The sequence below is a fragment of the Cobetia amphilecti genome, from assembly GCF_020217465.1.
Lineage (GTDB): Bacteria > Pseudomonadota > Gammaproteobacteria > Pseudomonadales > Halomonadaceae > Cobetia > Cobetia amphilecti.
Genome location: NZ_CP084115.1, coordinates 3,178,292 through 3,191,030, shown reverse-complemented (window position 1 = coordinate 3,191,030; position 12,739 = coordinate 3,178,292). Strand labels below are relative to the sequence as shown.

The 12,739-nt window shown below is 63.4% G+C and carries 9 protein-coding genes; 7 read left to right on the top strand and 2 right to left on the bottom strand.

Going from position 1 to position 12,739, the window contains the following annotated elements:
• The first annotated feature begins 102 nt into the window (after positions 1 to 102).
• The 7 genes from LCW13_RS13405 to rpsA all read left to right on the top strand — a co-directional run bounded on the left by LCW13_RS13405 (position 103) and on the right by rpsA (position 10,985).
• Positions 103 to 651, top strand: coding sequence for an acyl-CoA thioesterase (locus tag LCW13_RS13405; RefSeq protein ID WP_225347140.1), 549 nt, complete (start codon positions 103 to 105; stop codon positions 649 to 651).
• A 248-nt stretch (positions 652 to 899) separates the two neighbouring features.
• A complete protein-coding gene (gene gyrA, locus LCW13_RS13400; protein WP_225347139.1) occupies positions 900 to 3,677 on the top strand; it encodes a DNA gyrase subunit A in 2,778 nt (925 codons plus the stop codon).
• Positions 3,678 to 3,735: 58 nt separating this feature from the next.
• A complete protein-coding gene (gene serC / locus LCW13_RS13395; RefSeq protein ID WP_054555590.1) occupies positions 3,736 to 4,830 on the top strand; it encodes a 3-phosphoserine/phosphohydroxythreonine transaminase in 1,095 nt (364 codons plus the stop codon).
• A gap of 13 nt (positions 4,831 to 4,843) precedes the next feature.
• A complete protein-coding gene (pheA, locus tag LCW13_RS13390; RefSeq protein WP_052384256.1) occupies positions 4,844 to 5,983 on the top strand; it encodes a prephenate dehydratase in 1,140 nt (379 codons plus the stop codon).
• 68 nt (positions 5,984 to 6,051) lie between these two features.
• Complete coding sequence (locus LCW13_RS13385; protein WP_225348167.1) at positions 6,052 to 8,283, top strand: bifunctional prephenate dehydrogenase/3-phosphoshikimate 1-carboxyvinyltransferase; 2,232 nt, start codon at positions 6,052 to 6,054, stop codon at positions 8,281 to 8,283.
• The gene (gene cmk, locus LCW13_RS13380; RefSeq protein ID WP_225347138.1) at positions 8,280 to 8,999 is read left to right on the top strand and encodes a (d)CMP kinase; all 720 of its coding nucleotides are present in this window, start codon (positions 8,280 to 8,282) and stop codon (positions 8,997 to 8,999) included. Before LCW13_RS13385 ends, cmk begins: the two co-directional genes overlap by 4 nt.
• A gap of 306 nt (positions 9,000 to 9,305) precedes the next feature.
• Complete coding sequence (rpsA, locus tag LCW13_RS13375; protein ID WP_043331442.1) at positions 9,306 to 10,985, top strand: 30S ribosomal protein S1; 1,680 nt, start codon at positions 9,306 to 9,308, stop codon at positions 10,983 to 10,985.
• Positions 10,986 to 11,230: 245 nt separating this feature from the next.
• On the opposite strand, the gene LCW13_RS13370 is transcribed toward rpsA, so the two are convergent.
• Both LCW13_RS13370 and LCW13_RS13365 read right to left on the bottom strand, forming a co-directional pair.
• The gene (locus tag LCW13_RS13370; protein WP_107336170.1) at positions 11,231 to 11,434 is read right to left on the bottom strand and encodes a hypothetical protein; all 204 of its coding nucleotides are present in this window, start codon (positions 11,432 to 11,434) and stop codon (positions 11,231 to 11,233) included.
• 475 nt (positions 11,435 to 11,909) lie between these two features.
• Positions 11,910 to 12,728, bottom strand: coding sequence for an RNA methyltransferase (locus LCW13_RS13365; RefSeq protein WP_225347137.1), 819 nt, complete (start codon positions 12,726 to 12,728; stop codon positions 11,910 to 11,912).
• Positions 12,729 to 12,739 lie beyond the last annotated feature (11 nt).

Sequence of the window (12,739 nt, the reverse complement as noted above, 5' to 3'; positions counted from 1 at the left end):
GCGTCATCATTCAGCCAAGCGTTTGTTTTTCTGTCCGTCACCGGCATAAGATCAGCTGACGATGGCCATACGGCGCGATCGTTTCACGGACGGGAGGCAGGGATGCAACACGACAGCAATCCACCGCAGGCAGCGGTCGGCTCTTACACAGATGTCGGCACTCGCACAGACGTCGGCACTCACACAGACGTCGGCAATCACGCAGGCGTCGTCAGTCGCACGACCCTGACGGTGCGTGGTTATCATCTGGATGGCTATGGGCACGTCAACAATGCCCGCTATCTGGAGTTCTATGAGGAAGGGCGCTGGGAGTTCATGCTCGCGCATCTCGATCTGGCCGCGCTCAAGCGCGAAGGTATCGCGATGGTGGCGGTCAACCTCAACCTGGATTGGCACTATCCCGCCACCGTGCATGATGAGCTGGTCATCACCACGCGGCTGGCCGAGCTCGGGCGCCGCAAGATGATCATGCGTCAGGAGATCCATCTGGGCGAGCGGCGCATGGGCGAGGTGCATCCGCGTTCCGGGGCGCTGGTCTCCAGGGCGGACTTCACCTTCGTGCTGATGAATACCGACACCGGTCGCGCCATGCCGCTGGACGGCGAGATCGGCGCGCTGCTGGGCGCGTTGGTCAGTGAAGAAACGGCCTGATCGCCCCTCAGCGGCGAGGCATGAGCCAGCAGGCCGCGCATATTGACGGCCGTACTACCGTACTGAGGTGTCCTTGCGGCGTCGTGTGAGCTGCTAGGCGCGCTCGCAAGTGATATAATGCCGCCACTTCGGTGCCGCGGAGCTGGCACCCCGTGTCTGCTTCACGCCACTGCCGCGCTGCAGTACCGACGGAGCATGCGTCGTTGCTGCAGTGGCGCCAACAGTTGAGTTCAAGGATTTGACGAATCATGGGTGAGATCGCCAGAGAGATACTGCCAGTCAACATCGAGGACGAGCTCAAGCAGTCGTATCTCGATTACGCGATGAGCGTCATCATCGGGCGTGCCTTGCCGGATGTTCGCGATGGCCTCAAACCGGTTCACCGTCGCGTACTGTTCGCGATGCACGAGCTGAACAATGACTGGAACAAGGCCTACAAGAAATCTGCCCGTGTCGTCGGCGATGTGATCGGTAAATACCACCCGCACGGTGACAGTGCGGTCTACGACACCATCGTCCGCATGGCCCAGCACTTCTCCATGCGTTATGTGCTGGTGGATGGTCAGGGCAACTTCGGTTCCATCGATGGCGACAGCGCCGCGGCGATGCGTTACACCGAGGTGCGCATGGCGCGCCTGGCGCACGAGCTGCTGGCCGACCTCGAGAAGGACACCGTCGATTGGGTCGACAACTATGACGGCACCGAGCGCATTCCTGCCGTGCTGCCGACCAAGACCCCGAACCTGCTGGTCAATGGCTCCTCCGGTATCGCCGTGGGCATGGCCACCAACATCCCGCCCCATAACATGGGCGAGGTCATCGACGGCTGTCTGGCGCTGATCGACAACGGCGATCTGACCATCGATGAGCTGATGGAATTCATCCCGGGGCCGGACTTCCCGACCGCCGGTATCATCAACGGCCGTGCCGGCATCCTCGATGCCTACCGCACCGGTCGTGGTCGTATCTACGTGCGTGCCGTGCATACCATCGAGCACAACGACAAGAACGGTCGTGATCACATCATCATCACCGAGCTCCCCTACCAGGTGAACAAGGCGCGTCTGATCGAGAAGATCGCCGAACTGGTCAAGGACAAGAAGATCGAGGGCATCGCCGAGCTGCGTGACGAGTCCGACAAGGACGGTCTGCGCGTGGTCATCGAGACCAAGCGTGGCGAGTCCGGTGAAGTGGTCGTCAACAACCTCTTCTCCCAGACCCAGCTTGAGACCGTGTTCGGCATCAACATGGTCGCGCTGCACGAAGGTCAGCCGAAGATCCTGAATCTCAAGCAGATTCTGGAATCCTTCGTGCGTCACCGTCGTGAAGTCGTTACCCGTCGTACCCTGTTCGAACTCAAGAAGGCGCGTGAACGTGGCCACATTCTTGAAGGTCTGGCGGTGGCGATCTCGAACATCGACGAGGTGATCGAGCTGATCAAGGGCTCGCCGAGCGCGGCGGAAGCCAAGGAAAAGCTGGTCGATCGTGAATGGCAGCCGGGTCAGGTGGTCGAGATGCTCGAGCGCGCCGGTGCCACTTCCTGCCGTCCGGAAGATCTGCCGGAAGGTCTGGGGCTGTCTGAAGACGCCAAGCACTACCGTCTGTCGCCGGCCCAGGCCCAGGCCATCCTCGAGCTGCGTCTGCATCGCCTGACCGGTCTCGAGACCGAGAAGCTGCTGGCCGAGTACTCCTCCATCCTCGAGCGCATCGCCGAGCTGATGGAGATCCTGTCCTCTGCCGACCGCCTGATGGAAGTCATCCGCGAAGAGCTGCGCGAAGTGCGTGCCCAGTACGCCGATGAACGCCGCACCGAGATCATGACCAGCCGTCGTGACCTGACCATCGAAGACCTCATCAACGAGGAAGACATGGTGGTGACGGTCTCGCGCAGCGGCTATGCCAAGACCCAGCCGCTGTCTGACTACCAGGCCCAGAAGCGTGGTGGCCGCGGCAAGTCCGCCACCTCGATGAAGGATGAGGATGTCATCGAGCACCTGCTGGTCGCCTCGACCCACGACACCGTGCTGCTGTTCTCCAACAAGGGCAAGGTGTACTGGCTCAAGGTCTACGAGATGCCGCAGGCGTCACGTGGCTCGCGCGGCAAGCCGCTGGTCAACCTGATTCCGCTGGACGACGGCGAGTGGGTCACCACCATCCTGCCGGTGCGCGATTACGCCGCCGACAGCTACATCTTCTTCGCCACCGCCAACGGCACGGTCAAGCGCACCGCGCTGAGCCAGTTCTCGCGTCCGCGCAGTGTCGGCCTGATCGCGCTGGACATCGAGGAAGGTGACCGTCTGATCGGCGCCGACATCACGTCCGGTTCCGACCACGTCATGCTGGTGTCCTCCAACGGCAAGGCGATCCGCTTCGAAGAGCAGAACGTGCGCGTGATGGGCCGTACCGCCCGTGGTGTGCGCGGCATGCGTCTGCTCGACGATGCACAGGTCATCAGCCTGATCATTCCGCGCACCACCGCGATCGATGACAACGAGATCGAGGTCGATGACGCCGCGGACGCGACGGCGGAAGGCGTCGAGAGCGCTGATGTGGCAACCACCGAGGGCGTGTCGGAAGACGGCGTCGCCAGCGGTGAGGTGCCGCAGTGCTACATCCTGACCGCGTCCGCCAATGGCTTCGGCAAGCGCACGCGTCTGGAAGAGTTCCCGCTGCGTGGCCGTGGTGGCCAGGGCGTGATCGCGATGCAGACCAGCGAGCGCAACGGTGATCTGGTCAGCGCGGTGCAGGTCAGCGACAACGACGAACTGATGCTGATCACCGACCGCGGCACCCTGGTACGTACCCGCGTCGCCGAGGTGTCCACCACCTCGCGCAACACCCAGGGCGTGACCTTGATCCGCACCGCGGAAGAGGAGCGTCTGGTGACGACGGTGCGTGTCGACGAGCCGGAAGAGGTCGTCGTGGTGCAGGATGAGCTGGACGAAGAGGCGCTGAGCACCGACGAACAGGTGCAGGCGGGAGATGACGCCGAGTCGACGGATACCCCGCCGACAGACGCGGAATAAGACGCTGGATTGCGACCGCCTTCGGGGCGGTCGCTTCACTTTCGGGAAATAAGACGACATGACACGCAAGTTCAACTTCTGCGCCGGTCCTGCTGCACTGCCGACCGCTGTCCTGGAGCGCGCCCGCGCCGAGATGCTGGATTATCAGGGCCGCGGACTGTCCGTCATGGAGATGAGTCATCGCTCCGACGAATTCGTGGCCATCGCCGAGAAGGCCGAGGCGGACCTGCGCGAACTGCTCGAGATTCCGTCCAACTATCGCGTGTTGTTCATGCAGGGTGGCGCTTCGACCCAGTTTGCGGGTGTGCCGCTGAACCTGCTGGGCGCGGGTGGCAGTGCCAACTATCTGTATACCGGTATCTGGGGCAAGAAGGCGATCAAGGAAGCCGAGCATCTGGCGGTGGGCAGCCACGTGGCGGCCTCCAGCGAGAGCAATGGCCTGATCGCCGTGCCGCGCCAGAACGCGATCCAGCTCTCGGGTGATGTGGGTTATCTGCACTACACCGCCAACGAGACCATCGGCGGCCTCGAGTTCGACTACATCCCCGAGGTGGCAGCGGATGGCGTGCCGCTGGTGTGCGACATGTCGTCTTCCATCCTGTCTGGCCCGCTGGATGTCAGCCGTTTCGGCGTCATCTATGCCGGCGCCCAGAAGAACATCGGTCCGGCGGGTCTGACGCTGGTCATCGTGCGCGAAGATCTGCTCGATCGCGCCCGCAAGGACTGCCCGACCATGCTGAACTGGAAGACGGCCGCCGAGGCCAATTCCATGTTCAACACGCCGCCGACCTACGCCTGGTATCTCTCCGGGCTGGTGTTCGAGTGGCTCAAGGACGAGGTCGGTGGCCTCGCCGCCATGAACGCGATCAATGATCGCAAGGCGCAGGCACTCTACGCGGCCATCGATGGCAGCGACTTCTATTCCAACCCGATCGTCACCGAGAACCGCTCACGCATGAACGTGCCGTTCGTGCTGGCCGATGACCGTCTCGACAAGACCTTCCTCGCCGAGTCCGAAGCGGCGGGTCTCTTGAATCTGGCCGGTCACCGCAGCGTCGGTGGCATGCGTGCCAGCCTCTACAACGCCGTGCCGGAAGCTGCCGTCACTGCGCTGGTGGACTTCATGGGCGACTTCGCGCGCCGTCACGGCTAAGGGAGGAGGTGAGATGTCGGATTCCAAGGAGAGCCCTGCGCCGCAGGCGGCGGGCAAGGCGGTGACGCTGGACGACCTGCGTCAGCGCATCGACGCCATCGACAACGAGCTGCTGAACCTGATCAGCGAGCGCGCGGGCTGCGCGCAGCAGGTCGCCGAGGTCAAGCTGGCGGCCGGTGACGTGGGCGAGGACGGCCAGGTGCAGTTCTACCGCCCGGAGCGCGAAGCCCAGGTGTTGCGTCGCATCATGGCCAACAACCCCGGCCCGCTGAAAGGCGAGGAGATGGCGCGTCTGTTCCGCGAGATCATGTCCGCCTGTCTGGCGCTGGAACAGCCGATCCGCCTGGCCTATCTCGGCCCGGAAGGCACCTTCACCCAGCAGGCCGCGCTCAAGCACTTCGGCGACAGCGCCGTGACCAAGCCGATGGCCGCCATCGACGAGGTGTTCCGCGAAGTGGAAGCGGGCGCGGTGCAGTACGGTGTGGTGCCGGTGGAGAACTCCACCGAGGGCGTCATCAACCACACGCTGGATTCGTTCATGGGCTCGCAGCTCAAGATCTCAGGCGAAGTGGTGCTGCGCATTCACCACCACCTGCTGGTGGGCCCGAATACGCGTCGCGAGAAGATCTCGCGCATCTATTCCCACGCCCAGTCGCTGGCCCAGTGCCGCAAGTGGCTGGATGCCCACTTCCCGCACGCCGAGCGCATCGCGGTGTCCTCGAATGCCGAGGCCGCGCGTCAGGTGCGCACCGAGTGGCATAGTGCGGCGATTGCCGGTGACATGGCGGCCAAGCTCTATGAGCTGGAGAAGGTCGAGGAGAAGATCGAGGACAGCCCCGACAACTCGACGCGCTTCCTGATCATCGGTGACAGCTCGGTGCCGGCGTCCGGCGATGACAAGACCTCCATCGTGGTGGCGATGCGCAACCAGCCGGGGGCACTGCACGACCTGCTGGCGCCGTTCCACCGCCACCAGATCGACCTGACCCGCGTCGAGACGCGTCCGTCACGCTCCGGTGCCTGGAACTACGTCTTCTTCATCGACTTCCGTGGCCACCGCGATGACCCGCTCATCACGGCGACGCTGGAAGAGCTGCGCCAGTGCGCGGCGGACGTCAAGGTGCTCGGGTCCTACCCGGTCGGTGTGCTGTGAGCGAGCTTGACCACGCGCGCCATGCTGCGTCGTCAGACCTGCTGTCCTCGCTGCCGTCAGCGGAGCGTCTGGCCGGCGAGCGGCGTATCCTGCTGGTCGGGCTGGGCTTGATCGGTGGCTCGCTGGCGGCGGCATTGCGCGCGGCGGGCCATCGCGGCGAGATTCTCGCCTGTGATCGTGACTCCAACGAGATCTGCCTCGGCCAGCGCATGGGGCTGATCGACGGTGGCAGCACGCAACTGGCGGCGCTGGTACCGGGTGCCTCGCTGATCGTGCTGTGCGTGCCGGTGATGGCGATGCAGAGCGTGATGGCCGAACTGGCGCCGTTGCTGGATGATGACGCCGTCATCACCGATGTCGGCAGCACCAAGGGCGCGATCCGCGATGCGGCGCTCGGCGTCTTCGGTCGCATGCCGCCGAATCTGGTGCTCGGTCACCCGATCGCCGGGTCCGAGAAGAGCGGTGTCGCGGCGTCCAATCCCGAGCTCTATCGCGATCACAAGGTGATCCTGACGCCGGAGCCGGACAGCGATGCCGAGGCCGTGGCACGCGTGGCGGCCATGTGGTCGGTATGTGGTGCCCAGCTTCTGAGCATGAGCGTGGCGCGCCACGACGAAGTGCTGGCGCGCACCAGCCACCTGCCGCACCTGCTGGCGTTCTCGCTGGTCGACAGCCTGGCGCGCCAGGATGAGCGATTGGAGATCTTCCGCTACGCGGCGGGCGGTTTCCGTGATTTTACGCGCATCGCGGGCAGTGACCCGGTGATGTGGCGCGACGTCTATCTGGCCAACCGCGATGCGGTGCTGGAGGCGTTGGACGAATTCGAGGCCGGGGTAGCGCGGGTGCGCGCTGCCGTGACCGCGGGCGATGGTGAGGCGATGCTGGGGATATTCACCCGCGCAAGCCACGCCCGACACTACTTCAATACCCTCTTGAAACAGACGAGTTATCAGACCATGGAACAGCAGAACGTGCGGTACCGTGCACTGCCGGGTGGGCAGGTTCAGGGGCGCATTCGTGTGCCGGGCGACAAGTCCATGTCGCATCGCTCCATCATGCTGGGCGCATTGGCGACCGGCGTGACCGAAGTCGAAGGCTTCCTGGAAGGGGAAGACAGTCTGGCCACGCTGCAGGCCTTCCGCGACATGGGCGTGGTCATCGAAGGCCCGCATCAGGGGCGTGTCACCATTCACGGTGTGGGTCTCAACGGCCTGAAGCAGCCGCCGGGCCCGCTGTATGTCGGCAACTCCGGCACCGCGATGCGCCTGTTCGCCGGCTTGCTGGCCGGTCAGGCCTTCGACACCGAGCTGACCGGTGATGCCTCGCTGACCAAGCGTCCGATGGACCGCGTCGCCAATCCGCTGCGCGAGATGGGCGCGGTGATCGATACCGCAGACAACGGCCGTCCGCCGCTGCGTATCCACGGTGGTCAGCCGCTCAAGGGCATCCGTTACGAGATGCCGATGGCGTCCGCTCAGGTCAAGTCCTGCCTGCTGCTGGCCGGTCTCTACGCCGAAGGCGAGACGCGTGCCATCGAGCCGGCGCCGACGCGTGATCACACCGAGCGCATGCTCAATGGCTTCGGCTACAAGGTCGAGCGTCAGGGCGCCGAGGCGTGGTTGAACGGTGGCGGCAGCCTCGAAGCCTGCCCGATCGACGTGCCGGCCGACATCTCCTCCGCGACCTTCTTCCTGGTCGCCGCGGCCATCACACCGGGCTCCGAACTGGTGCTGGAGCACGTCGGCATCAACCCGACGCGCATCGGCGTGATCAACATCCTCAAGGCGATGGGTGCCGACCTGAGCGTCTCCAATGAGCGCGAAGTCGGCGGCGAGCCGGTGGCAGACCTGCACATCCGCTATGCGCCGCTCAAGGGCATCGACATTCCGGAAGACCAGGTGCCGCTGGCCATCGACGAATTCCCGGCACTGTTCATCGCCGCTGCCAATGCCGAGGGCATGACCCGTCTGCGTGGCGCCGAGGAACTGCGCGTCAAGGAGTCCGATCGCATCCAGGTGATGGCGGATGGTCTGGCGCAGATCGGCGTCGAGCACGAAGTGGTCGCGGACGGTATCGACATCCGTGGTGGCGCCTACGGTGGCGGCCTGGTCGACAGCCACGGCGATCACCGCATCGCGATGGCCTTCAGTGTCGCGGCGCTGCGCGCCCAGGGCGAGATCCTGATCGACGACTGCGCCAATGTCGCGACCTCCTTCCCGAACTTCGTGGCGCTGGCCGCTGAAGTCGGCATGCAGGTCGAGAACCTCGGTGCCGTGGCACCCGGCCAGGAGGCTTCATGAGCGGGGAAGCGACACCTCATCACAGCCAGATCTGCGACGCGCCGGTGTTGACCCTTGATGGCCCCGGCGGGGCAGGCAAGGGCACCATCAGTCGTCTGGTCGCGTCGAGCCTGGGCTGGCATCTGCTGGATTCCGGTGCGCTTTATCGCCTGACGGCACTGGCCGCCGAGCGTCATGGCGTGGCGCTGGAAGACGAGGACGCCGTGGCGACCATCGCCGAGCACCTCGATGTGCAGTTCGATGCCGAAGGCGACGCCACCAGCGTGATTCTGGAAGGCGAGGACGTCACCCGTGACATCCGTCTCGAGTCGGTCGGCAACAATGCCTCCATCATCGCGGCCCAGCCGCGCGTGCGGACTGCACTGCTGGCGCGCCAGCGTGCCTTTGCGCGTGCGCCGGGCCTGGTGGCCGATGGTCGCGACATGGGCACGGTGGTCTTCACCGGTGCGCCGCTCAAGATCTTCCTGACGGCGAGCGCCGAGGAACGTGCGCGTCGTCGTCATGCCCAGTTGCAGGAAGCGGGTGTCGATGCTAATATTTCGAGCCTTTTGACAGAAATACAGGCGCGCGATGCGCGTGACATGGGCCGGGCAGTCGCCCCGCTCAAGCCTGCAGACGACGGCGTGATCCTCGATACGACGGATCTCGACATCGACCAGGTGATCGAACGCATCCAGCAGCTGCTGGTCGAATACGGCCTGGTAGCGGCGCGCTGAGACTCGAGTCTCAGCCTGTAAGTCGTCAGAACAACGGATTGATCGCCTGCTGTTGCAATACGGCCTCCGGGTCGGGCAGCAGCGGGTTTCGCTCGCTTCGCGAGTGATGATGCAGAACCCAGATGACACCGAGGTGTCATCAACCCCCCGGCAAGGTGTCATGGGGTGCATCGGCGGCAAGCGGAAAGCCGGTGTATCTCGAACCAGCGTCAACGCCCCCGGGGATATGTAGATATGGCCCGTGCTTGCTGGTGGTACGGAGACTGCGGTGCAAGCCGCCCCAAACGTTGATCATGTAGGAATACCATGAGCGAGAGCTTTGCTGATTTATTTGAACAGTCACTCCAGGACATCAACATGGAGCCGGGCGCAATCGTGTCCGCTACCATCGTGGATATCGATGGCGACTGGATCACTGTCAATGCCGGTCTGAAGTCTGAAGGTCAGATTCCGTCTGAACAGTTCCGTGACGAAAGTGGCCAGCTGTCCATCAGCATCGGCGACGAAGTCATGGTTGCACTGGAAGCCGTGGAAGATGGCTTCGGTGAGACCCGCCTGTCCCGCGAGAAGGCCAAGCGTGCCGAAGCGTGGAAAGAGCTGGAAGCCGCCTTCGAGAAAGACGAGATCGTCAAGGGCGTGATCAACGGCAAGGTCAAAGGTGGCTTTACCGTCGACATCAACACCATCCGTGCCTTCCTGCCGGGTTCTCTGGTCGATGTCCGCCCTGTGCGCGACACCGCCCACCTCGAGAACAAGGAGCTGGACTTCAAGGTCATCAAGCTCGACGCCAAGCGCAACAACGTTGTCGTGTCCCGTCGTGCCGTCCTCGAAGCCGAGAACAGCGCTGAGCGTGAAGCCCTCCTGGCCACTCTGCAGGAAGGTCAGCAGATTCAGGGTATCGTCAAGAACCTGACCGACTACGGCGCCTTCGTCGACCTCGGCGGCGTTGACGGCCTGCTGCACATCACCGACATGGCATGGAAGCGCATCAAGCATCCGTCCGAGATCGTTGCTGTCGGCGACGAGATCAATGTCAAGGTGCTGAAGTTCGACCGCGAGCGCAACCGTGTGTCTCTGGGTCTCAAGCAGCTGGGCGAAGATCCGTGGGTCAACATCAAGGCTCGCTACCCGGAAGGCGCCAAGATCAACGCACGCGTCACCAACCTCACCGACTACGGCTGCTTCGCCGAGCTGGAAGAGGGCGTCGAAGGTCTGGTCCACGTGTCCGAAATGGATTGGACCAACAAGAACATCCACCCGTCCAAGGTCGTCAATGTCGGCGATGACGTGGAAGTGATGATTCTGGACATCGACGAAGAGCGTCGTCGTATCTCCCTGGGTATCAAGCAGTGCACCACCAACCCGTGGGAAGACTTCAGCGGCAAGCACAACAAGGGCGACCGTGTCTCCGGTACCATCAAGTCAATCACTGACTTCGGTATCTTCATCGGTCTGGAAGGCGGCATCGACGGCCTGGTTCACCTCTCCGACATTTCCTGGAACGAAGCTGGCGAAGAAGCCGTGCGTCGTTACAAGAAGGGCGAAGAAGCTGAAGCGGTCATCCTGTCCATCGATCCGGAACGTGAGCGCATCTCTCTGGGTGTCAAGCAGCTCGAGAGCGATCCGGTCTCCGAGTACCTGGCCGTCAACGACAAGGGCGCTATCGTGTCCGGTCGTGTTGTCGACATCGATGCCAAGGAAGTTCAGGTAGAGCTGGCGACTGACGTCATCGCTATCCTGAAGGCTTCTGAAATCAGCGCTGACCGTGTCGAAGACGCACGCAACGTCCTGAGCGTCGGCGATGCTGTCGAAGCCAAGATCGTCGGTGTGGATCGCAAGAGCCGCCTGATCAACCTGTCCGTCAAGTCCAAGGACCAGGTTGAAGCACCGCGTCGCGATGCTGCCAAGCCGCGTACCCAGGAAGTCGAGAGCAACGGCCCGACTACCATCGGTGATCTGATCAAGCAGCAGCTGGGTCAGGAGTGATCCCGAGACACTCCGCCTCCTCGTGAGGTGGGGAGTCCGGATCCACGCTGAGGTGACATGCCTCTGGTAGTCACCTCAGCGTCTCCGAATCGGTATCCTGCATGAGACGCATGTCATATGCGGGAACGAAAAAAACCGCCACCCTTCGGGGTGGCGGTTTTTTCATGCCTGGTCGTTACGGGTGGCTGCTGGTCATTGTTGATCATTACCAGTCGCCACCTGCCAACCATCTCACCTGGCGTCGCTCAATGCGCCTGCGAGGCTGCGGGCTGACTGACCTTGGCCAGCAGTTGCATCTGGCGTAGCGAGATCGTGCAGTACAGGCTGCGGTAGAGCGTCGGTTCCTGCGTCGGGTCGGTCTTGAGCAGGCGAGCTTCCAGCTGGTGGATGTCGCTGGCCAGCTGTTCCGCGTCCGGGGTCTGAGTCTGTCGTGCGGCTGTCCGAGTCATGTAAAGGCGCTCCGTGAGTCCATGGTCGTGGATGGGATCAGGGTCGGCTCTTCTTGTGGGTGTCTCGAGGTGCGTCGCCACGCTGGCCTGTCATGGCCCTTCGTGTGTTGGCGTGGCGGCGTCTCTGCCTGCTCTTGCGGCAGTTCTCGACCTGCATGGCAGGTCTCAAGGTCGCAAAGGAGCCTTTGCCTGACACTGCAGCCTTCGCGCGTGACTTCCTTGCTGGGCTGCAGCTACTGCATGGGTCTGTGCCGTATCTCTATGCCGGTATTTCTATACCCGTATTTCTATACCTAGGCTGTGTGACGGGTTCTGCGGTGCCTGACGTCTTGCCTATCAAGCATAGCGGAAGGTCTACAGTGCACCTTGATCCATGTCAGAAGGATGACGTTGCGCTGACAGGCTGTTGCGAAGTGGCGAGAGCCAAGTAGCAACAGTCCGAGCCTCAGTACATGACGGGGCGGTCGTGCGCGACTCAGGACGCCTCGTGATCGCTCTGCTCGCTGCCTGTGCCAGCGTTCGCCGCTGCCGTCTGACGCTCAAGATTGGACAGCATGCCACGCAGGATGGAGAGCTCGCGGCGTGTCGGCTCGGCACGTGCGAACAGGGCGCGCAGCCGCTCTTCGGTCTGGGAGTGGGGCTGGTTGAGGAAGCCGGAGCCCTGCAGGGCGCGGCCGAGATGCTCATGGAAGTAGCCGAGTTGTTCGCGGGTCGGCAGCTGATCATCCTCACGGCGCGCCACAGGCGCCTCCTGAGGCTTGTCGAGCGTCAGGCGCCATGTACTGCGGCACTCGTGCGCCAGCACCTGGACGGCCTGTGAGACGTTGAGGATGCCGTAGTCCGGGTTGGTGGGGATCGACACCTGATGCGTGCAGCAGGCGATTTCCTCGTTGGTCAGCCCGAAGCGCTCGCGGCCGAATACCAGCGCCACCTTGCCATCGCGCGCGATATCCATGGCGTGCGCCGCCATCTCGCGTGGCTCATCGAAGTGGGGCAGCGGGACGCTGCGCAGACGAGCGCTGGCCCCGATGACCAGCTGGCAGTCATTGACGGCGTCTTCCAGGCGCTCGACCACGCGTGCATTATCCAGCAGCTCCGCGGCGCCGCTGGCCATACGCGTCGCTTCCTCGTCGGGGAAGCAGCGCGGATTGACCAGCACCAGGTCCTTGATGCCCATGGTCAGAATGGCGCGAGCGGTGGCGCCGATGTTGCCGGGATGGAAGGTCTGCACCAGCACGACACGCACATTGTCGAGGGCGCTAGTGGTCTGGGAAGCGGCGGGGGTATCAGTCATGAGAAGGTCCT

What these genes read in the sequence shown, in the direction of transcription:
- cmk (WP_225347138.1), top strand. Translation starts at nt 8,280, where the DNA reads ATGAGCGGGGAAGCGACACCTCATCACAGCCAGATCTGCGACGCGCCG.
- serC (WP_054555590.1), top strand. Translation starts at nt 3,736, where the DNA reads ATGACACGCAAGTTCAACTTCTGCGCCGGTCCTGCTGCACTGCCGACC.
- LCW13_RS13405 (WP_225347140.1), top strand. Translation starts at nt 103, where the DNA reads ATGCAACACGACAGCAATCCACCGCAGGCAGCGGTCGGCTCTTACACA.
- rpsA (WP_043331442.1), top strand. Translation starts at nt 9,306, where the DNA reads ATGAGCGAGAGCTTTGCTGATTTATTTGAACAGTCACTCCAGGACATC.
- LCW13_RS13370 (WP_107336170.1), bottom strand. Translation starts at nt 11,434, where the DNA reads ATGACTCGGACAGCCGCACGACAGACTCAGACCCCGGACGCGGAACAG.
- LCW13_RS13365 (WP_225347137.1), bottom strand. Translation starts at nt 12,728, where the DNA reads ATGACTGATACCCCCGCCGCTTCCCAGACCACTAGCGCCCTCGACAAT.
- pheA (WP_052384256.1), top strand. Translation starts at nt 4,844, where the DNA reads ATGTCGGATTCCAAGGAGAGCCCTGCGCCGCAGGCGGCGGGCAAGGCG.
- gyrA (WP_225347139.1), top strand. Translation starts at nt 900, where the DNA reads ATGGGTGAGATCGCCAGAGAGATACTGCCAGTCAACATCGAGGACGAG.